Here is a 20103-nt window from a genome sequence, read left to right as displayed (position 1 = left end):
TTTTCGCTTATTTTAACCTAAAAACACTACTAAACCCTTAATTTACAATGCTTTTAATTCCGAACTGAGGTTAATTAAACATTTTAACAGGATAAAAAACCTGAAAAATGATAAAATTAAATTATTGGTATAAAATGTATTGAAATTTTGAGAAAATAAATATAGGAGATATCTTTTATGAAACTCAAACTATGTACTATAAATTTATTTAACTTTTCCAATGTTAATTTAGAAAAATATATATGTGATTTATTTAAAATAATCTTTGTGCTAATAACAATATTTTTAGTACTACACCTATTTGTATTAAGCAGTATGTTTAAGCTTGGCGTAATATCTACAGATACTTTTGTTATTACAGGTATAGTATATTTACTAAAATATTCTATCAGCTTAGGACTAGTTAGAGCATTTTTAGAAATCCCTGTAGTCTTAAATAAAATATATAAGTCACTCCAAAATAACTCTGAGAATAATTAAGCTGGCTGTTTTGTTGCAGCAATAACTACCTCACGAATATTAATATTTTGAGGTTGGCTATACATGAAGATAGCCGTTCTAGCTATATCATCTGCCACTAGTACACCACCCATAGACTCTTTCCAGCTTTCATAATCTTCTTTAATTTTGTCAGAAGTTGTATGACTTAAAAGCTCAGTTTCAACAGCTCCTGGACAAATTGTCATAACTCTTACATTATCATCAGCAACTTCTTCACGTACATTCTCACTCATTGAAGAAACTGCAAACTTTGTACCTACATAGGCAGCATGATTCGGGAATGACTTTTTACCAGCAATAGAACTTACATTTATTATAGTTCCTGTTTTTCTAGCTTTCATATCACCTAATACTGCTTGCATACCATTAAGTAAAGCTAGTACGTTTACATCGTACATTTTTTGCCATTCAACTGGATCTTGAGTATCAACTTGACCTAAAAGCATTAATCCAGCATTATTTACTAAACAATCAACAGCTCCATACTCAGCTTCAGCATCTTTTATAGCTGCTTTTAGAGCTTGTGAATTTGTTACATCTACTTTACGAATCATTGTATTAGGTAAGTTTAATTCCTGAATCTTCTCTATTCTTCTACCAATAAGCAAAAGTGAATGACCTGCTTCTGAAAAACGCTTAGCAATTGCAGCACCGATTCCTGAACTAGCTCCTGTTATTACTACTAATGATTTTGTCATTTTATTTCTCCTTTTTTGATTAAATTATTTTGTATCACCTTGTTGATTGTAAATTCTATAGAAAGTTATTAGACTAATAAATACCAATAATAATAAAACATTGTTATAAAATAATGAACAATATTCAGTGGAGAGGTATTCAATCTTTTATTTACGTAGCAGAACAGCAAAGCTTTACTAAAGCCGCGGATATTCTTGGTATAGCTAAATCAAATCTTAGTCAAAGTATAAAAGACCTAGAAAATCAACTTAAAGTCCAGCTTTTATATAGAAGTACTCGGCACGTTAGGCTTACCGAAATAGGCCAAGAATATTACCAAAAATGTAAAAAAGCTTTTCATGATCTAGATATAGCAACACAGCTTGCTACTCAAGAAAGTAGTGAATTAAATGGAAATATCAAAATAAATTGTGTAGGTGGTATTATTGGTGAAAGTGTTATCGCACCAATACTACTTAAGTTCCAACAACAAAATCCAGCTATAAAAATACATTTAGATTTTTCAAGTAATAGAATAAATCTCTTAGATAGTGATTATGATTTAGTTATCCGTATGGGTAATCTACCTGATTCAAACTTAATAATATCTCCTCTACGAAAAGTCTCAACAAAATATGTTGCTAGCAATGATTTTATAAAACAATATGGTCAAATCACACATCCAAAGCAGTTAGAAAAACTCCCTCTAATCTACGGTAGTGTCAAGCAGTGGTTTTTTAAATCAGGTATAAATAACTATACCCTTAATATTCATAATAATGGTATCTATGTTGCTAATGGCAAGGTTATGAAACAAGCAGCTTTATTAGGCCTTGGAGTTACTCGACTAGTAGATATATACGTAGATGCTGATATTAAAAATAAAAACCTTGTTGAAATACTACCTGAATATACAGAAATCACCCAGCTATCTATAGTGTCTTTACCAGTAAAATATCAGCTAAAAAGAATAAACACCCTTATAAAATACATAAAGCAATATTTCAATGAAAAATATTCTGAATTTTTGATTTAAATTATAAACCTAATCTTTTTGAGTTAATCTTTTATAACGAATAGTTATCTTTTTAAAATTACTTTTAATTTTATCTCTAGTATATTGATTCATATCTTCATATAAGCCAAGAGCATATTTATCTCTTTTAAGATCTAATACTCTATAGCTTCTTAAACTTAATAGTAGTTCATCCATAAGCAACAAAACTCTTTTACACTCACGGTAATTTTCTTTGCTTAAGAATTCATACTTAGCATCATATAGCAAATCATTAAGCTTAATACTTCTTTCTATCAACGGCATGATTTTACGATTAGATATAGTTTCATCTATATTCTCTACTATATTTTTTAGTCGCAAATATGACTCTTCCATTTCTTTAACAACAATATGTAGAAACTTACGCCCTCGAGTCAGGTATGTAACTAATACAATACTTGATGTTCCGATTAAGATACATAATATTCTAGCTATGAAAGTATATTTATTCCAAGTCTCTAATAGTCCAAAGAACATTACTATATAAATATGAATAAAAAAGACACTAGTTGCATAATTTATGAATGCTGTATACATATTTAAGCAAAGACCTATTATGCACAGAATTGCAACTACAAGAAAATAAGAATCCCCATGAATATCTTTTTGTATTAAAAAGAGTATTGCCGAACCAAAAGTAGTACCTAAAATACAAAACATAATAATATACTTTGCTCTTGTATATATCACATTTGTACTGCTACTAGCAGATACACTTGCTATAGCTATCACAACCCAATATATTCTAATTAAAAACTCATGCTGACCGATTAACGTGAAAAATATATAAGAGAATGATAAACCTATCGTTGTAGCAATTAATACTCTTACTGATAACAAAGTTGTATCAGATAAGTTAAATCTGATTTTCAATAATTTCAAAATACGCCTCTTTTATATTTTGTAAACCAATTAACATATTCTCTAATAATAAAATGCTATCAAATAATAATTTACTTTTATCTTTATTATTTAGATATTTCATAGTATAGAAATTCTTAAATTCAGATTGCAACCCCATTACTTTTGCTATTTTCTTATCTAATATTTTCTCATCATAAACTACATAATTTGTTAATCTAATAGTCTCTTTAAATAATTCTTCTAGTTTATATATTAAAGCTTGCTCTTGCTTTGTATCATTAAATGCAAGACTCATATATTTCAAGCTAATTCTTTTATAACTAAGTATAAACTTCTCATATAACCTATTTAAAAGTATTATATTATGACAGAAATATCTCCAACGCTCATGATCAGCTTTTTTTAATGACATTAGTCCATGGTTTTGCAAAGAAATCACTGTATTGAATTTTTCTTTGCTAAATTTTATTATTTTTGCTTTAGTAAAGTTACGATATTTTACATTTTCAAACTCTTCGAGGTAGCTCTTATTAAAAACATTAAAAAAACCACTAATTATCACCTGTATTTCACCATATCCTATAACCTTATACTGACTTATAAGCAAAGTATAAAATGCTAAAACAATTAAAAATGCTGTAAAAGTAAACTCCATGTGCTTATCTGCTTCTAATGGAAATCTAAAAAAACAAATACTCATCATAATAACAAGCATTACCGGAAAAATTAAAAAAGCCTCTCCAAATCTACGAATCCAAAACGCTATAAATATAATAGGCAGAAATAACAAGAAATTTTTATCCAACAGTAAATGTACATAGGGAGAGATATTTATTGCTATTACAGAGAAAAACACGTACAAGAAAAATGCTTTTTTCTTTGACTCAATACTACCTGTCAATATAGCCGCTGTCATATTAGCTATAAATAAAATATCTAAAATTATGACATTTTCATTAATTCCTAAAAAAATTGTTATTGCTAAAAAAATAAATAGAATTAATGCCAATTTAAGTGCCGCATTACGAAAAGCTCCTGTAGGATCTCGATCTATATATTTATGATAGATTTCATTAAGTTTAATCACTATAGATCCACTTTTTTAAAAAAAACTTAATACAAATTATATTGTAAAAGTTAAATAATTAATATCAGCTAAGTAGTTATTTTTATAATAAAATGTAGTAAAATCTAATTGATAAAAATAATATAAAATTGCTTATACTTAATTATGATTTATAGTAATACTTACGATGTTATAGTTGTTGGCGGCGGTCACGCAGGAGTTGAGGCAGCTGCTGCATCAGCTAGAGTAGGTGCTAAAACACTTTTATTAACTCACAACATTGATACTATAGGGCAAATGTCATGTAATCCTGCCATTGGTGGTATAGGGAAAGGTCATTTAGTCAAAGAGATAGATGCTATGGGTGGTATCATGGCCAAAGCCATTGATATGGCAGGTATCCAATTTAGAATTCTTAACTCACGTAAAGGCCCTGCAGTTAGAGCAACTAGAGCCCAAGCTGATAGGGTTTTATATAAAAAAGCCATAAACTCTTTAATTAACAACCAAGATAACTTAGAAGTCTTTCAAGACTCTGTTGATGATCTTGTTGTTGAAAATAATATTGTAACAGGAGCTGTAACAAAAACAGGAATTACTTTTAGAGCTAAAAAAATAATTCTAACTGTAGGTACATTCCTTGGTGGTAAAATACATATTGGTAAAGTTTCTAACTCTGGTGGCCGTGCGGGAGATCAACCCTCAAATGCTTTAGCCGCGCGTCTAAGAGCACTTCCTTTTAGAGTTGATAGACTTAAAACTGGAACACCTCCTCGTATAGATAGAAGATCTGTTGACTTTAGTGTAATGGATGTCCAACCTGGCGACTCCCCAGCACCTTATTTTTCATTTTTCTCAAAAGGTAAAATAAACCACCCAGAACAAGTTCCTTGTCATATCACTTATACTAATCCTAAAACACATGAGATTATAACTAGTAACCTTGATAAATCTGCTATGTATAGTGGCTTAATCGAAGGAATTGGGCCTCGCTATTGCCCTTCTATTGAAGATAAAGTCGTTAGATTTGCAGATAAGGATAGACATCAAGTTTTTGTCGAACCAGAAGGATTAAATAGTATAGAGCTGTATCCGAATGGGCTATCAACAAGCCTACCATTTGAAGTCCAGTGTAAATATATCCGCTCAATAAAAGGCTTTGAAAACGCTTTTATTATGCGACCAGGGTACGCAATTGAATACGATTTTTTTGATCCAAGAGATTTAAAGCCAACTTTAGAAACTAAATATATTAAAAACTTATACTTTGCAGGTCAAATAAACGGTACTACAGGTTACGAAGAAGCTGGAGCTCAAGGCCTTGTTGCAGGGATTAATGCAGCCATAAGCATTGATAGTGATAAATCATGGTATCCGACTAGAGCAAATAGCTATATTGGTGTTCTTATCGATGATCTTATTACCAAAGGGACAAAAGAGCCATATAGAATGTTTACTTCTCGAGCTGAGTATAGACTCATACTACGTGAAGATAATGCTGATTTACGTCTATCAGATGTTGCATGTGAGCTTGGCCTTTTAAGTAATGAAGATGAGAAATATTTCCTAGATAAGAAAAACTCTATCAATGAAAATATCAAAATAATGAAAAATACCTGGATAGGTCCTCAAACACAAAAAGCTCGTGACTTAGAGAAGTTTTTAGATAAAAAAATGACTCGAGAAAGTACACTTTTTGATTTATTAAAACGTCCAGAGTTAGATTATAAAAAACTGCAGCAAATACCTGAGTTAGACTTAAATCTAAATAGCGAGGCTATAATAGAACAAATAGAGATTTCAGCAAAATACTCTGGATATATAGAGCGTCAAAGTAAAGATATAGCAAAACTATCTGTTTTTGAACAAAAGCCAATACCTTTAGACTTTGATTATTCGCAAGTTAATGGCTTATCAAATGAAGTCTTACAAAAACTTACTGAGCAAAAACCTACTACATTAGGCGAAGCATCAAGAATTCCAGGAGTCACACCAGCTGCTATATCTCTACTAACTATTTACATGAAAAAAACAGGATTTATAAAATAGGAGTGGCTATGACAAAAAAGTTTTTTAAAATAATTTTTCTTACTTGTTTAATAGCAACTCTGTTTTCATGCGCTACTAGGCAAAAGTATATAGATCAACAAAAAGCATGGATTGGCAAAAGTATTAATGGATACATAAAAGAATTCGGTTATCCTCAAAATGTAATTCAAGTTGTTCCAAACCCTGACATTGAAACATATGTATATATTAGAAAAGCTATAAATGCTGGCTCAATACAACAAGCGGGTAATCCTATGAATAGTTTAATTATGGCAAATAGAGATCCTCGTTTTGTCCAATTTGGAGCTCTAATGTGTACAACATGGGTGTCTGTAAATAAAGACACCAAAATAATTAAAAATATCACTTTTCGTGGAAACTACTGCGCAATAAACTAAAAAACTAGGAAAATAAATGAATATTAAACAGACATCTACTCCTTTAGTTATAGGCCTTGTTTCAACCGCAACGTGTTTTAGCTTTAGCTTTTTCACTAATGTCTTTAAATATAATGGACTTGAATTCTTTTATGCATATATAGCTTTTTTAATACTACTTTGCTATCCGATGAACATAGTTGCAATATATTTACAAAAAAGTCTACCTCAACTAAATTCACACGGTAAACTAATTACTCATATTACCGGAACATCTAGACTTAAGCCAATAAGCATACTACTTTCTGGAGCAATGATAATTCTAGTTTCATTAGTAATGTTCAATATGGCAACATATGTTTTAGATTTCTTTGATAATATCCCTGCCATTGATAGACTTAGTGATGCTAGTTTAAAATTCAGTACAGACCTACCATTATACTCATCCTTAGCTGCCGTATTTATTGTTATCTTTATACTATTTAGTCTAGCTAATGCTGAAAAAATAAGCCTTAATAACCTACTTAAAACAACTGCTCACATATCTTTATATCTAGTCATCATTTTAATGCTAATGGTAATATATCTACCTCAAAGTATAAGTGGTATTCGTGATTTCTTATTTGAGCTAAATTATCAGAATACTGAACAGCTTCGTAGTATGTTTGGACTTGCCCTAGTATATGCTATTTTAAGTAATTTTATATCTATAGCTTTTTATAAAAATATCATAAACATCGTTGACAATGATTATAAGAAACTCAAAGTTGCTGCTTTTAAGAGTGTTTTTTATAATATTCTTTTCTCGCTTATTATATGTATCACAATATACTCAATGCTAGGCAACTATAGGACTTATTTTCAGCCTAATGAAACTATGCCTATAGAATTAGTATTCCAAATTGTTAAAGCAAATTCACCAACATTCTATTTATTACTTGAAGTTGTATTTACAACTCTGAACCTTGTTGTGTTTATTGCTGCTTTAAAATATATTTATAGATTAGGTGATAACATCTACACAAAGCTTCTTTTCCTAGTAATACCACTGATAATGACTATTGGTCTTATTGAAACAGGAATAGCATATATAGACTTTTCAGATATGTTTGGCTTCCATCTTCTAATAATATTTCTATTTTTATTTGATGTTTTTGTTATCGGATGGATCTATGATGCTCAAAAATTAAGTTATGAAATCTTAAAACACACAGATACAAAGCTTTCACCAGTATTTAATATAATGTTACGTATAGTTATTCCTTTAATTTGTATATTTGTGGCTATTGGATATATATTTTTACCAATGTCAATAATGTGGCAGTTTATAGCTACTATTGCATGTATAATTATTTATATTGTAAAAGGAAGCGTTTTTAGTAACATACTTAATCAGAGAAAATTTTAGAAATGTTTTTTAATAGAAAAAATAATCAAGACGAATTAAAAAAAGCTGCAGCCATTGAAGCTGCTAAACATATAAAATCAGAAATCACTTTAGGTGTTGGTACAGGTAGTACAGTTGGATTTCTTATACAAGAATTAGTCAACTATAAAGATAAAATAAAAACAGTTGTGTCAAGCTCTGAAGACTCAACAAAAAAGCTTAAAGAATTAGGTTTTGAAGTGGTTGATCTTAACCATGCTGGAGAAATTGACTTATACATTGATGGTGCTGATGAATGCAACAACCATAAAGAACTTATCAAAGGTGGTGGCGCTGCCCTTACACGTGAGAAGATATGTGTGGCTGCTGCTAAAAAATTTATCTGTATTATTGATGAGTCTAAAAAGGTAAATACTCTAGGTGAGTTTCCTCTTCCTGTTGAAGTTATTCCTATGGCTAGAAGCTATGTTGCTAGAGAGATAGTTAAGCTAGGTGGCCAACCTGTATATAGAGAACAAACTATTACAGATAATGGCAATGTTATCCTAGATGTCTATAATCTAAAAATTGATAATCCTTTAAAACTTGAAAGTCAATTAAATCAAATTACAGGTGTTGTCACTAATGGCATCTTTGCTCTTAAACCTGCTGATATTGTTATTATGGCTAAGAAAGATGGAAGTATGGAAAGTTTTTAGTCATTTATTTTGGTAATGGGATAAATTCTTTCTCATCATCATATACTTTATTAAACTTGCCATTTAACCAATCATCCTTTGCTTTTTCAATTCTTTCTCTACTACTTGAAACAAAATTCCACTCAATAAACCTATGAGAAAGTTTATCTCCACCAATTATAACAATTTGTGTATCAGATAAAGCAGACAGTTTAGATATTTCTTGGGTATCTATCACAAGCATAGTATGACTTTCTATAATCTTTTTGTCATACTCAACCTTACCCTTAATTACATAAATGGCTAACTCTTGTTCAGTTGGCAATGTAATGACTTCATTATTAGGAATATTAATTTCAATATATAAAGTACGGCAATATGTTTTAACTGGAGATTTATATCCATAAGCATCACCCATTAATAGCTTAAAACTTGCTCTATCAATAGTAAATTTTGGTAGCTCTTCACTATTATAATGGTAAAAAACTGGAGATACTTCTTCATACACTTTAGGTAAAGCATGCCAAAGCTGTAGACCATGAAGAATACGATTTTTTAATTTAATCTCTTCTCTTTCACGTTCAGAGTGAGTTATACCTTTACCAGCTACCATAAGGTTTATTTCACCTGGTAATATCAGCTGAGCACTTCCTAGTGAATCCCTATGGTAAATCTCACCTTCAAATAAATATGTAACAGTTGCTAAATTAATATGAGGGTGAGGCCTAACATCCATAGAATCATTAGCTAACAATTCAACTGGACCAAAATGATCAAAAAATATCCATGGGCCGATCATTCTTTGTTTTGCTGTCGGTAAAAGTCGTCTAACTTCTAAGCTACCTATATTACTAGATTTTACATTAATTATCTGTTTAATTTTCATATAGACTTCCTCATTATTTGGCTCTAGCTACTTCTCTTATGAAACTATCTACTTTTTCCTCTATTGTAGCCCAAGAAGTAACTAATCGTACCATTGAGCTTTGCTCATCGATTTCATTCATGATAAAAAAAGTAAATTGCTCCTGAAGAGTTTTAATTAAAGTATTTGGAAAAATCGCAAAAATTTGATTACTCTGTGTAGGTTGTAATAATTTGAAACCTGAATCAGTTATTCCTTGCGAAAGCTTTTCTGCCATTTTATTAGCATGACTAGCTAACTCAAAGAAAAGATTATTAGAAAATAATTCTCTAAACTGAAGGCCTAGGACTCGGCCTTTTGCTAGTAAAGCTCCACGTTGTTTAATATTAAAATCAAACTCCTCAGCCAATATTTTATTTGGAATAACTATAGCTTCCCCAAATAGAATACCTGTTTTAGTACCACCAATCCAAAATATATCTGCAAATTCTACAATATCTGCTAGAATTAAATCATTATTTTTAGCTGTCAAAGCGACACCTAATCTTGCGCCATCAATAAATAATAATAAGTTGTTATGCTTACATACTTTTGATAACGCTTGTAGTTCAGCCTTCGTATATATGGTTCCAAGCTCTGTTGAATTTGATATATAGACCAATTTTGGTTTTGCCATATGTGGAGCATGAGAGTTATTCTTAAGAACCTCTTTAATATCATTTGAGGTTAATTTTCCATTTTCTGAATTAACAGAAATTATCTTATGCCCTGTAGCCTCAATTGCTCCAGCTTCTCGCAAAGCGATATGTCCACTACTAGCAGAGATTACAGCCTCATAAGGCTTTAAAATACTAGAAATACAAATTAAATTAGCAAGTGTTCCTCCTGCTACAAAATGTATAGCAACATTATCTTTACTAAAATGTTTACTAATCAGTTTTTTTGCGTGATAAGAATACTCATCATTTCCATAAGCTATTTGCTGAATATGATTAGTATCATTTAACACTCTAAGAATATTAGGATGGCATCCTTCACTATAATCATCCATGAAACTATACTTTAACATAAAAATTCCTTTCAATTTTTAAAACAAACTCGTTTATAGTATATGGTATATACCGTTATTTTAAGCTATCTTATTATGTATTAATCTATTATTTTCATAAATTTAGGAAATCATTATGTTATCAGGTGCTCAACTTGTAGTTAAATGTCTAGAAAGTCAAAAAGTCGAATATATCTTTGGTATTCCTGGTGCAAAAATCGATGCCGTTTTTGATGCTTTAGTCGATTCAAACATTAAAGTTATTTTGTGTAGACATGAGCAAAACGCTGCTTTTATGGCTGCTGCATATGGTAGAGTTACTGGTAAACCAGGAGTTGTATTAGTTACTTCAGGTCCTGGCGTAGCAAACTTAGCTACAGGACTTCTAACAGCAACTACAGAAGGAGATCCAGTTGTTGCTCTGGGAGGTAATGTTCCATTGAATATGAAGTTTAGAGAAACTCATCAAAACACTGATAATGCAAAACTACTTGATACTGTTACAAAATCATCTATTGAGATAACAACTGCTGATATTATTCCTGAAGCTATAGCAAATGCCTTTAGACTCTCAAAATCCCCTCAAGCAGGATCATGCTTTATAAGTCTTCCTCAAGATATACTTTCTAATCAAACTCAAGCTATACCATGCTCCAATCTACTAAATATTAACTATGGACATGCAAATAAAGAAGAAGTTACAAAAGCTTGCCAATATATTGCTGATGCTAAAAGACCAATTTTACTTTTAGGACAAGAAGCATCAAGACCCGAAAATACAGAAGCTATTATTAAGCTTATACGTAAATATCAAATCCCAGCAATATCAACATATCAAGGAGCAGGAGTTATCCCTAAAAATCTTTTATTTTGTTTTTATGGTAGAGTTGGATTATTTAAAAACCAACCTGGAGATAAACTACTTCAAAAATCTGATTTAGTAATAACTGTAGGATTCAATCTATGCGAATATGATCCTGAGATTTGGAACGTAAACTCATCTAAAAAAATAATTCATATAAACTATCATCCTGCAAACATACATGCAACATATCAACCTGAATGTGAGTTACTCGGAAACATAAAAGAAAATATTAAACACTTATCAAATCGCATAACAGATATTAGTATTCACTCATATAAAAACCTTCAAGATGAATTATTTGACAAAATCAGAGAAGGTAGAAGTAAAATAGGTAAAAATAATACTATACATCCTCTAAGATTTATTTATGAACTTAATAAGATTATAGATGATGATACAATTATCTGTTGTGATGTAGGGTCTGTATATATGTGGCTGGCTAGATATCTAATATCTCATAAGCCTCATCAACTATTATTTAGCAATGGCCAACAAACCTTAGGTGTCGGGCTACCTTGGGCAATGGCTGTGAAGCTATCCAACCCTAATAAAAAAGTAATAAGTATTTCTGGTGATGGAGGATTCTTATTTTCAGCAATGGAGCTAGAAACTGCAGTTCGAGAAAATATCAATATAATCCATTTTGTCTGGAGAGATGGTAGTTATGATATGGTAAAAGAACAACAAGAAATGAAATATAAAAGAGAAGCTTCTGTTGAGCTTGGGAAAATTGATATACCAAAATTTGCAACGGCTTTTGGTGCTAATGGAGATCAAATAAAACAACCTGAAGATATTACAAAAATATATAATAATTACTTAAATTCTAACAAACCTACTGTAATAGACATAGAAATAGATTATTCTGATAATATTGATCTATTTACAAAAGCTCATGAGGCAAATTTAGGTAATTAATCATGATTTTCTTTGAAAAGCAAAATAATAATTCACAAACTCTAACATATATTGGCCATGTTGATAATGTTATTCAAGGCGTTGTCCCAGAAGAACTCAAACATAAACGCTTTCTTGCTAGTGATTTCGATTATGGTTTTGAGCTTGGTTCACCACAAAGCGTTTATAACTTAGGTGAATGTATTTTACTTAATAATATGATCTATTCCTCGCGAACAGATATAAGTCGTACAGAAAGAGACCCTCTAATGTGGGGACCTGAATTTGTTACCACAGGAATTTTTCTTATCCCTAAGAATACTCCCGTTAACTACTATGTTAAATATTTTTCCTTTGATCAAGAATACTCTTTAGCTGATATATATAAACAGATATATCAACAATTAAAATCTCCATTTGCTGTAGTTGGTTGCGCACAATTTTCAACGGTAAATGCTGAAGCTATAGCTAAAGCACCAATAAACCAAGAAAATATATTTAATAACTCTAATAATTACTATGATGAAAAAGAATATAAAGAAAATGATGTTAATTTTGCCATCATGGGCGTTGTTAGCAATTTCCATGATAAAAATCTAACAAAGGTTAATAAAGAACTATCTTCTGTTTTATATAACAATCCTTTTGCAAGCAAGAATGAGCTTTTAACTCATACTCATGGCCTAATGCTAAACAGGTCAATTATTGATATTGATAAAGTACAGCCTAAAAATGCAAAAGAAGTGCTACATATCCAAGATAGATCTTTAGTACGCTATATTAAGCTAAAAGTTTATAAAATAAATGGATTAATAAAGTACGCCTAAGCTCTATTTTTCTTCTTTTTATAATAGGCTTTAAATATAAAAGGTATTAAAGACATCAAGCCTAATACGCTCAAAGCAAGTACAAATTTATAATCAACAAAACTATTAACCGTATCTGCAGCTAAGCTATCTTTAAAATGTACTCCAAACCAAACATATATAAATGTAAAAGGTATAATCCCCAGCAAAGTAGTAAAAAAGAAAATACTATTTTTAACATTTAAAATTGCAGCTAACACATTGGGGATAAAAAAAGGCATTGGTACTAGTCTTGCGACAAATAAAACTAAAATAGGATGCTTAACTACTAAGGATTTAAATTTTGAAACAACCTTAATTTTTGAATTACTAGAACTTTCGCCCCAAGTGTATTTTATGATCAAGAACGTTAACGTAGCACCTATCGTAGCCGAGAACAAAGAAATTATAAACCCTAGATATAGCCCAAATAATAGCCCAGCTAGTATCTTTAAAAAGGGCTTAATAGGGACTGAGAAAAAAACTGTTGCAATATATATTAAGGCATATGTAAAAGACGATACTATAATATGCTCATTGACATATAAATTTGCTCTATTATAAGCTAACTTTAATTCATTTAAATTAAAATATTTAAATCCGTCTAGAATAAAAAATAAGAATATTCCTAGACTAAAAAATACTACAAGAGATAATCTTTTGATAAGTAAAGGATTTAAGTGTTTCACTTAAGTTTTGAAAATTAGAATATATTATTAATCAATAGATTTTTAAGCTAAAGCAGCTTTTGCTTTTTCTACAACAGCAGTAAATGCATCTTTGTTGTATACAGCTAGTTCAGCTAGTGCTTTTCTATCTAGCTCAACACCAGCTTTGTTTAAGCCGTTGATTAATTGGCTATAGCTAATATCGTGTTGTCTAGCAGCAGCATTAATACGAACGATCCAAAGTGATCTGAATGTTCTTTTCTTAACTTTACGGTCTCTATAAGCATATTGACCTGCTTTAATTACAGCTTGTTTAGCTACTCTATATACTCTTGAACGAGCACCGTAGTAACCTTTAGCTTGTTTTAAAACTTTCTTATGACGTGCGCGTGCTGTTACGCCTCTTTTTACTCTTGACATAATTTAATCTCCACTTTAAAAATTGATAAACAAATCTGCGTTCAATATTATGCGTAAGGCATTTGTTGAACTAAGCTAGGTGCGTCAACCTTAGCTACTTGATTCATACCTCTTAAATGACGTTTTCTTTTAGTTGTCATTTTAGTGTTGATATGAGCACGATTTGCACAACGGTGTTTGAATCCACCTTTACCAGTCTTTTTAAAGCGCTTAGCAGCACCACTCTTAGTTTTTAACTTAGGCATTTTTAAATACTCCGCATTGTATTAATTGTTATTTTTATTTACTACTTTTTCTTTGGTCCTAAAACCATAATCATTTGACGACCTTCCATTTTAGGTTGGTGTTCCACTACACCATGATCAGCAGCATCGTTTGCCATACGCTTAAGCATTTCCATACCTAACTCTTTGTGTGACATTTCTCTACCCCTGAATCTCAGCGTAACTTTTACTTTATCGCCTTTTTCTAAGAACTTTATCAGGTTGCGTAGTTTTACCTGATAGTCCCCTACATCAGTCACGGGTCTAAGCTTTACTTCTTTTACCTGTGTCTGTTTTTGGTTCTTTTTAGCTTGTGCTTTTTTCTTACCTTGTTCAAATAAGTACTTACCATAGTCCATCAAACGACAAACTGGTGGCTTAGCATTTGCTACCATTTCAACCAAATCAACATCAGCCTCTTCAGCTAATGCTAAAGCTTCATTGATCGATACAATTCCGATTTGCTCTCCATCAACACCAACTAGACGCACCTCTCTGGCTTTTATTTGCTCATTAATAGGTGCTTTTTTATCCGTTTTAATAACTTTTTTCCTCCACAGAAATTATTATTTTTTAGCTTTTATTTGCTCTTTTAAAAAAACACAAAAATCATCTACCGACATCTGCCCTAGAGTCTCACCATTATGTTTTCTTATATTTACAACTTTTTGCTCTTGTTCATTTTTACCAAGAATAACAAGGTAAGGAACGCGTAAAAGAGTATGCTCACGTATTTTAAACCCTATTTTCTCATTTCTCAAGTCTATTTTTGTACGAATACCATTTTTTTCTAGAGTTTCAAAGACTTCTTTACAGTATTCATCTTGATAATTACTAATTCCTGTTACAACAACTTGAGTTGGAGTCAGCCATAATGGTAAATTGCCTGCATAATGCTCAATAAGCATACCAATAAACCTCTCTAAAGAGCCAACTATAGCTCTGTGTAGCATTACTGGAACTTGCTTATCACCATTTTTATCAATATAAGTAGCACCTAACCTATCAGGCATTGAAAAATCTAGCTGTATAGTACCACACTGCCAACTTCTACCAATAGCATCCTTTAGATGGAACTCTATCTTAGGTCCATAAAAAGCACCCTCTCCCGGTAATAAATCATAAGAAACCTCATTAGCCTCTAAAGCATTTTTAAGCATTTGCTCAGATTTATCCCAAGTTTCATCATCACCTATTCTATTTTCAGGTCTTAGGGCAATCTTTACATCAAAATCATTAAAGCCAAAATCTTTATATACTTCAAAACATTGCTTAACCATTAAGATAACTTCTTCTTCTACCTGTTCAGGTGAACAAAAAATATGGCCATCATCTTGAGTAAAGCTTCTAACTCTCATCAATCCATGTAAAGACCCTGATGGCTCATTTCTGTGTACTATACCAAACTCAGCCATTCTAATCGGTAGATCACGATAGCTATGAAGCTTAGTGTTATAAACCTGCACACAAGTTGGGCAATTCATAGGCCTAATTGCAAAATCTCTATTCTCAGATTTTGTTGAAAACATATTTTCAGCATATTTTGAAGCATGGCCAGATTTTTCCCATAAGCTAAAATCTGCTATTAATGGAGTACGAATCTCACCACAACCATATTTATTGTTAGAAGCTCTCATATAGTCTTCTACTTCACGCCAAATTCTAGTTCCATTATCATGCCAGAAAGCTATTCCTGGAGACTCTTCTTGGAAATGAAATAAATCTAAAGCCTTACCAATCTTTCTATGATCGCGTTTTTCTGCTTCTTCTAACATATGAAGATATTGCTCTAAGTCTTCTTTAGTAGCCCAACAAGTCCCATAGATTCTAGTTAACATTTCATTATTAGAATCACCTCGCCAATATGCCCCAGCTAGCTTAGTTAATTTAAATGCTTTTAAAACCGCAGTACTTGGAATATGAGGGCCACGGCATAGATCACTAAACTCACCTTGAGTATAGATTTTAATTTGCTGATCTGCTGGGATACTATCAATTATATCAACCTTATAATTTTCACCTTGAACTTTAAAAAACGCTATAGCCTCATCTTTAGAAACAACTTTATAGCTAACTGGAGTACCTTTTTTAGCAAGCTCCTTCATTTTTTTCTCTATTTTTGGCAGATCCGACTCACCAATAGTATCTTTAAAAGAAAAATCATAATAAAAACCATTTTCAACAACAGGGCCTATAGTTACCTCTGTCTTGGGATACAATTCTTTAACTGCATGAGCCAAAAGATGAGCACACGAATGACGTAGAATTTCTAGACCTTCAGAGTCTTTTATCGTAATGAGTTTTAACTCACAATCATTCTCAATCGTATCTTTTGCATCTGTTAACTGACCATTTACATACACTCCTACGGTCGCTTTAGCTAAACCTGGAGAAATAGATTTTGCAACTTGTAATGAATTAACGCCTTTTTCAAACTCTTTTATAGAGCCATCAGGAAATGTAATGTTTATCATGTTTTTTCTTCTTTTTTAATTTAATATAAAATTACGCACGAGCTATATTATATGGTATAGAGTCAGTTATGTAAATTACTTATCATGCTTAGTATTAGAGTGGGAAACTTTAAATAGAAATAATAAATAACTATCAAAAATGTTGAAAATTTCTTAGTTATCTAGTCTATCAAAATCATCATTATAGACTACATGCATTGTTGCTATAACTTTATTTGTATTATAAAGACCTTGATAACTGTTCATTACAGCTCTACATTTATTATTATATTTTTCGTTACACAATTTTAGATAGTATTTACAAAAATCCACGGATATTTTTGTATGAGTTTCATACTCAATACCTTTCTTAGGGTTGTATATCTTACAATAATCAAGATACTTTTCTGATGCAAAAGCATTAAAATATAAAAAAGTTAAAAAAATTAGTATAAGATGATTCTTATTCAACATGATTTTTATAATCTTCTGGCTTCAAAAGATTATGTATCTCTTGTCCGTCACTAAGCTCTATTTCAAATATCCAACCAGCTGTATAGCATGATTCATTAATAAGCTTAGGATTATTAATTAACTCTTCATTAACTTTAATAACCGTCCCAGATAGTGGTGAATAAATATCAGAAGCTGTTTTAACAGACTCAATAACACAAATCTCATCGTCTTTAGAATAGTTCTGACCAACTTTTGGCAGATCTACATAGACAATTTCGCCAAATTCATTTTGAGAATAATCATCAATCCCTACTCTTGCAATATTATCTTTGACTTCTACCCACTCATTAGATTCTGTATACAAATAATTTTGATTAATTTCTGGCATATTTCCTCTTTATAAACCGAGTTTTTTTATTTTAGCTAATTGATGATAATAGCATAAAAATACTTTAAAATTAATTTGTAAAAAACAAATTTTTAGTTATTAAAATATATGAATCTTGAAAATAAAAATATCATTATTACTGCAGGTGGAACAGGTGGTCATATATATCCAGCATTAGCTGTAGCTGAATTATTAAAGCTACATAAAGCTAATGTTACATGGGTTGGAACCCCAAATAGTATGGAAGCTAATATAGTACCTAAATACTTTAATATCCAATTTATAAAGTCCTCAGGCGTTCGAAGAAAAGGAGTAATAAAAAAAATCTCATTCCCGCTAAAATTAATAATTAGTACAATCAAGGCGCGCTCAATACTAAAAAAATTTAAAACTGATCTAGTAATTGGATTTGGTGGCTATGTTTCTGGGCCAATATGTCTTGCAGCCGTTCAAAATAAGATTCCTATTATAATACATGAGCAGAATGCAAAAATTGGCCTCACAAATAGAATATTAGCAAAATTAGCTAGCAAGATATGCTTAGCATTTGATATAGATAATATCAAAGATCATTTCTCTGAAAAACAGCTAGCTAAAACAAAAGTTGTTGGCAACCCTGTAAGAAAGGATATAGTTGAGTTAAATGACAAGACTAAAGATTTCTCTGATCCCCAATTTAAAGTTCTTATCTTGGGTGGTAGTCAAGGAGCAAAAGCAATAAATGAAATAATTCCAAACTTAATCATAAAAGCTAAAGAACAAGGTATTGATATCAAAGTATGGCACCAAACAGGTAAACTAACACTCGAACAAACTAAAGATAGCTACAAAAATATCCCAGCTGGGAATATTAAAGATATCTCAGCATTTATATTTGATATGGCAGAGGCATATACATGGGCAGATTTGATAATTTGTAGAGCTGGTGCACTAACAGTATCAGAATGTGCTGTTGCAGGTTTACCAGCAATATTTATACCACTACCATCAGCGGTAGATGACCATCAGTTTTTCAATGCTCAAAATATTGTCAAAAATGGTGCTAGCTTTTGCTTAAGACAACAAGAGATGACTTTAGAAAATTTAATAGATATAATAAAGCCGCTATCACGAAATAAAGCTCAACTTGAAAAAATGTCACAAATTGCAAAAAAAACATTGATAAAAGACTCAAGTGAACAAATATTAGAATGTGTAAAAGAAATTTTAAATAAGAATAATTAAGGATCTAAAATGAACTTTGATATGTCAAAGCTAATGCAACAAGCTCAAAAAATGCAAGAACAAATGAAAAAAGCTCAAGAAGAACGTGACAGTATGGAAGTTACTGGAGAATCTGGAGCTGGGCTTGTAAAAATAACAATGACAGGAAAGTATGATGTTAAATCTGTAAATATCGACAACTCTTTAATGAGTGAAGATAAAGAAATGCTAGAAGATTTAGTTGCTGCTGCAGTTAATAGTGCAGTTAAAAAGGTTGAAGAAAACTCTTCATCTACAGATATTCAACAAATGGCAAAAGATGCTGGTATTGACTTACCAAACGGCATGAACTTCCCTTTCAACAAATAATGAACAACAAGATATTCTCTCCTAAGATTACAGCTGTAATAGAATCTTTTCGCAAGCTACCTACTATTGGTAAGAAATCATCACAGCGACTTGCGTTACATCTACTAGATAAATCACCTGAAACAGCTATTGCTATTGCTAATTCACTTTTAGAGGCAACTCAAACAATTAAAAAATGTCAGCAGTGCCAAGCATTAACTGAAAACACAATTTGTGATATATGTAGTAGCTCGAGTCGCAATAATACTAAACTGTGTATAGTTGAAAGTATGTTAGATATGATTGCTATTGAAGAGGCTGGAATTTTTAGAGGTAAATACTTTATATTAAATGGTAGAATCTCTCCTTTAGATGGAATTGGCCCTAATGAACTTAAACTAGATATTTTATCTCAAATAATTGAGTCACGTGAAATTGATGAAATAATACTGGCAATAAGCCCAACAGTAGAAGGTGAAACCACTGCCCACTTTATTTCTCAAATGATTAATAATGATATAAAAATTTCTCGAATTGGCTTTGGAGTCCCGTTCGGAGGAGAGTTAGAGTATTTAGATCAACAAACATTATTACATGCTTTTAACGCTAGAACTAATATTTAATCTTTAGCTATATTAAGATTAAGGATTCTTGACCCTTTACAGACTTTTGTGTAAATTTTTCATAGGCTACCAATCCTATCTTCAAATTTAATCATAAAATGTGCA

General features: G+C 31.1%; 23 protein-coding genes. 11 read left to right on the top strand and 12 right to left on the bottom strand.

Going from position 1 to position 20103, the window contains the following annotated elements:
- The first annotated feature begins 177 nt into the window (after positions 1-177).
- Positions 178-480 carry a hypothetical protein gene (locus tag AB8E56_RS08020; protein ID WP_329479872.1) on the top strand — a complete coding sequence of 101 codons (303 nt, stop codon included), beginning with the start codon at positions 178-180 and terminating at the stop codon, positions 478-480.
- Here AB8E56_RS08020 and AB8E56_RS08015 read toward each other — a convergent pair.
- The gene (locus tag AB8E56_RS08015) at positions 477-1199 is read right to left on the bottom strand and encodes an SDR family oxidoreductase (protein WP_329479870.1); all 723 of its coding nucleotides are present in this window, start codon (positions 1197-1199) and stop codon (positions 477-479) included. The two genes, AB8E56_RS08020 and AB8E56_RS08015, sit on opposite strands and share 4 nt — an antisense overlap.
- 113 nt (positions 1200-1312) lie before the next feature.
- Between AB8E56_RS08015 and AB8E56_RS08010 the strand changes: the two genes are divergently transcribed.
- Positions 1313-2215 (top strand): LysR family transcriptional regulator, encoded by a 903-nt coding sequence (locus tag AB8E56_RS08010; RefSeq protein WP_329479868.1) that lies wholly within the window; start codon positions 1313-1315, stop codon positions 2213-2215.
- 9 nt (positions 2216-2224) lie between these two features.
- On the opposite strand, the gene AB8E56_RS08005 is transcribed toward AB8E56_RS08010, so the two are convergent.
- Positions 2225-3118, bottom strand: a complete 894-nt coding sequence (locus tag AB8E56_RS08005) for an FUSC family protein (protein WP_329479866.1) — start codon at positions 3116-3118, stop codon at positions 2225-2227.
- Positions 3093-4187, bottom strand: a complete 1095-nt coding sequence (locus AB8E56_RS08000; RefSeq protein ID WP_329479864.1) for a hypothetical protein — start codon at positions 4185-4187, stop codon at positions 3093-3095. Before AB8E56_RS08000 ends, AB8E56_RS08005 begins: the two co-directional genes overlap by 26 nt.
- A 144-nt stretch (positions 4188-4331) precedes the next feature.
- Here AB8E56_RS08000 and mnmG point away from each other — a divergent pair, with 144 nt between their 5' ends.
- From mnmG to rpiA, 4 genes are read left to right on the top strand one after another with little or no spacing between them, the layout of a single operon-like run.
- Positions 4332-6215 carry a tRNA uridine-5-carboxymethylaminomethyl(34) synthesis enzyme MnmG gene (gene mnmG, locus AB8E56_RS07995; RefSeq protein WP_329479862.1) on the top strand — a complete coding sequence of 628 codons (1884 nt, stop codon included), beginning with the start codon at positions 4332-4334 and terminating at the stop codon, positions 6213-6215.
- A gap of 8 nt (positions 6216-6223) precedes the next feature.
- Positions 6224-6613: a hypothetical protein gene (locus AB8E56_RS07990; protein ID WP_329479860.1), complete on the top strand. Its 390-nt coding sequence runs from the start codon at positions 6224-6226 to the stop codon at positions 6611-6613.
- 16 nt (positions 6614-6629) lie between these two features.
- Entirely contained in the window at positions 6630-8000 is a 1371-nt protein-coding gene (locus tag AB8E56_RS07985; protein WP_329479858.1) for a hypothetical protein, read from the top strand.
- A gap of 2 nt (positions 8001-8002) precedes the next feature.
- Positions 8003-8677, top strand: a complete 675-nt coding sequence (rpiA, locus tag AB8E56_RS07980) for a ribose-5-phosphate isomerase RpiA (RefSeq protein ID WP_329479856.1) — start codon at positions 8003-8005, stop codon at positions 8675-8677.
- 4 nt (positions 8678-8681) lie between these two features.
- Here the strand turns inward: rpiA and AB8E56_RS07975 are convergent, their stop codons facing one another.
- On the bottom strand, positions 8682-9542 hold the full coding sequence (locus AB8E56_RS07975; protein ID WP_329479854.1) for a pirin family protein: 861 nt from the start codon (positions 9540-9542) through the stop codon (positions 8682-8684).
- Between the two features lie 13 nt (positions 9543-9555).
- Complete coding sequence (locus AB8E56_RS07970) at positions 9556-10590, bottom strand: aminotransferase class I/II-fold pyridoxal phosphate-dependent enzyme (protein WP_329479852.1); 1035 nt, start codon at positions 10588-10590, stop codon at positions 9556-9558.
- Positions 10591-10705: 115 nt separating this feature from the next.
- On the opposite strand from AB8E56_RS07970, the gene alsS reads away from it, so the two are divergent.
- Together alsS and AB8E56_RS07960 are read left to right on the top strand one after the other, a co-directional pair.
- Positions 10706-12352: an acetolactate synthase AlsS gene (alsS, locus tag AB8E56_RS07965; protein WP_329479850.1), complete on the top strand. Its 1647-nt coding sequence runs from the start codon at positions 10706-10708 to the stop codon at positions 12350-12352.
- 2 nt (positions 12353-12354) lie between these two features.
- The gene (locus AB8E56_RS07960) at positions 12355-13158 is read left to right on the top strand and encodes a hypothetical protein (RefSeq protein WP_329479848.1); all 804 of its coding nucleotides are present in this window, start codon (positions 12355-12357) and stop codon (positions 13156-13158) included.
- Here AB8E56_RS07960 and AB8E56_RS07955 read toward each other — a convergent pair.
- From AB8E56_RS07955 to gcvH, 7 genes are all read right to left on the bottom strand, one after another.
- Positions 13155-13865 (bottom strand): VTT domain-containing protein, encoded by a 711-nt coding sequence (locus AB8E56_RS07955; RefSeq protein ID WP_329479846.1) that lies wholly within the window; start codon positions 13863-13865, stop codon positions 13155-13157. The two genes, AB8E56_RS07960 and AB8E56_RS07955, sit on opposite strands and share 4 nt — an antisense overlap.
- Before the next feature lie 42 nt (positions 13866-13907).
- Complete coding sequence (rplT, locus tag AB8E56_RS07950; RefSeq protein WP_159184964.1) at positions 13908-14264, bottom strand: 50S ribosomal protein L20; 357 nt, start codon at positions 14262-14264, stop codon at positions 13908-13910.
- Positions 14265-14311: 47 nt separating this feature from the next.
- Positions 14312-14509, bottom strand: a complete 198-nt coding sequence (gene rpmI / locus AB8E56_RS07945) for a 50S ribosomal protein L35 (protein WP_072712699.1) — start codon at positions 14507-14509, stop codon at positions 14312-14314.
- A gap of 41 nt (positions 14510-14550) precedes the next feature.
- Positions 14551-15087, bottom strand: a complete 537-nt coding sequence (gene infC / locus AB8E56_RS07940; RefSeq protein ID WP_329479874.1) for a translation initiation factor IF-3 — start codon at positions 15085-15087, stop codon at positions 14551-14553.
- Positions 15088-15093: 6 nt separating this feature from the next.
- Positions 15094-17001, bottom strand: a complete 1908-nt coding sequence (thrS, locus tag AB8E56_RS07935; protein WP_329479840.1) for a threonine--tRNA ligase — start codon at positions 16999-17001, stop codon at positions 15094-15096.
- Between the two features lie 153 nt (positions 17002-17154).
- A complete protein-coding gene (locus tag AB8E56_RS07930; protein ID WP_329479838.1) occupies positions 17155-17454 on the bottom strand; it encodes a hypothetical protein in 300 nt (99 codons plus the stop codon).
- On the bottom strand, positions 17444-17824 hold the full coding sequence (gene gcvH, locus AB8E56_RS07925; protein ID WP_329479836.1) for a glycine cleavage system protein GcvH: 381 nt from the start codon (positions 17822-17824) through the stop codon (positions 17444-17446). The genes AB8E56_RS07930 and gcvH overlap by 11 nt, the downstream gene beginning before the upstream one ends.
- Before the next feature lie 108 nt (positions 17825-17932).
- On the opposite strand from gcvH, the gene murG reads away from it, so the two are divergent.
- Genes murG through recR form a run of 3 tightly spaced genes read left to right on the top strand, consistent with a single transcriptional unit; the run spans position 17933 to position 19998 of the window.
- Positions 17933-19048, top strand: a complete 1116-nt coding sequence (murG, locus tag AB8E56_RS07920) for an undecaprenyldiphospho-muramoylpentapeptide beta-N-acetylglucosaminyltransferase (protein ID WP_329479834.1) — start codon at positions 17933-17935, stop codon at positions 19046-19048.
- Between the two features lie 9 nt (positions 19049-19057).
- Complete coding sequence (locus AB8E56_RS07915) at positions 19058-19396, top strand: YbaB/EbfC family nucleoid-associated protein (RefSeq protein ID WP_329479832.1); 339 nt, start codon at positions 19058-19060, stop codon at positions 19394-19396.
- Positions 19396-19998, top strand: a complete 603-nt coding sequence (gene recR, locus AB8E56_RS07910; RefSeq protein WP_329479830.1) for a recombination mediator RecR — start codon at positions 19396-19398, stop codon at positions 19996-19998. The genes AB8E56_RS07915 and recR overlap by 1 nt, the downstream gene beginning before the upstream one ends.
- Positions 19999-20103: the final 105 nt, after the last annotated feature.

Source organism: Francisella sp. 19X1-34 (assembly GCF_041102755.1).
Classification (GTDB): Bacteria; Pseudomonadota; Gammaproteobacteria; order Francisellales; family Francisellaceae; genus Francisella.
This window is presented reverse-complemented; position numbering and strand designations above follow the sequence as displayed.

Coding starts and splice junctions, on each gene's coding strand:
- AB8E56_RS08020 (WP_329479872.1), top strand. CDS start 178: ATGAAACTCAAACTATGTACTATAAATTTATTTAACTTTTCCAATGTT.
- AB8E56_RS08015 (WP_329479870.1), bottom strand. CDS start 1,199: ATGACAAAATCATTAGTAGTAATAACAGGAGCTAGTTCAGGAATCGGT.
- AB8E56_RS08010 (WP_329479868.1), top strand. CDS start 1,313: ATGAACAATATTCAGTGGAGAGGTATTCAATCTTTTATTTACGTAGCA.
- mnmG (WP_329479862.1), top strand. CDS start 4,332: ATGATTTATAGTAATACTTACGATGTTATAGTTGTTGGCGGCGGTCAC.
- AB8E56_RS07990 (WP_329479860.1), top strand. CDS start 6,224: ATGACAAAAAAGTTTTTTAAAATAATTTTTCTTACTTGTTTAATAGCA.
- AB8E56_RS07985 (WP_329479858.1), top strand. CDS start 6,630: ATGAATATTAAACAGACATCTACTCCTTTAGTTATAGGCCTTGTTTCA.
- rpiA (WP_329479856.1), top strand. CDS start 8,003: ATGTTTTTTAATAGAAAAAATAATCAAGACGAATTAAAAAAAGCTGCA.
- AB8E56_RS07975 (WP_329479854.1), bottom strand. CDS start 9,542: ATGAAAATTAAACAGATAATTAATGTAAAATCTAGTAATATAGGTAGC.
- AB8E56_RS07970 (WP_329479852.1), bottom strand. CDS start 10,590: ATGTTAAAGTATAGTTTCATGGATGATTATAGTGAAGGATGCCATCCT.
- alsS (WP_329479850.1), top strand. CDS start 10,706: ATGTTATCAGGTGCTCAACTTGTAGTTAAATGTCTAGAAAGTCAAAAA.
- AB8E56_RS07960 (WP_329479848.1), top strand. CDS start 12,355: ATGATTTTCTTTGAAAAGCAAAATAATAATTCACAAACTCTAACATAT.
- rplT (WP_159184964.1), bottom strand. CDS start 14,264: ATGTCAAGAGTAAAAAGAGGCGTAACAGCACGCGCACGTCATAAGAAA.
- rpmI (WP_072712699.1), bottom strand. CDS start 14,509: ATGCCTAAGTTAAAAACTAAGAGTGGTGCTGCTAAGCGCTTTAAAAAG.
- thrS (WP_329479840.1), bottom strand. CDS start 17,001: ATGATAAACATTACATTTCCTGATGGCTCTATAAAAGAGTTTGAAAAA.
- AB8E56_RS07930 (WP_329479838.1), bottom strand. CDS start 17,454: ATGTTGAATAAGAATCATCTTATACTAATTTTTTTAACTTTTTTATAT.
- gcvH (WP_329479836.1), bottom strand. CDS start 17,824: ATGCCAGAAATTAATCAAAATTATTTGTATACAGAATCTAATGAGTGG.
- murG (WP_329479834.1), top strand. CDS start 17,933: ATGAATCTTGAAAATAAAAATATCATTATTACTGCAGGTGGAACAGGT.
- AB8E56_RS07915 (WP_329479832.1), top strand. CDS start 19,058: ATGAACTTTGATATGTCAAAGCTAATGCAACAAGCTCAAAAAATGCAA.
- recR (WP_329479830.1), top strand. CDS start 19,396: ATGAACAACAAGATATTCTCTCCTAAGATTACAGCTGTAATAGAATCT.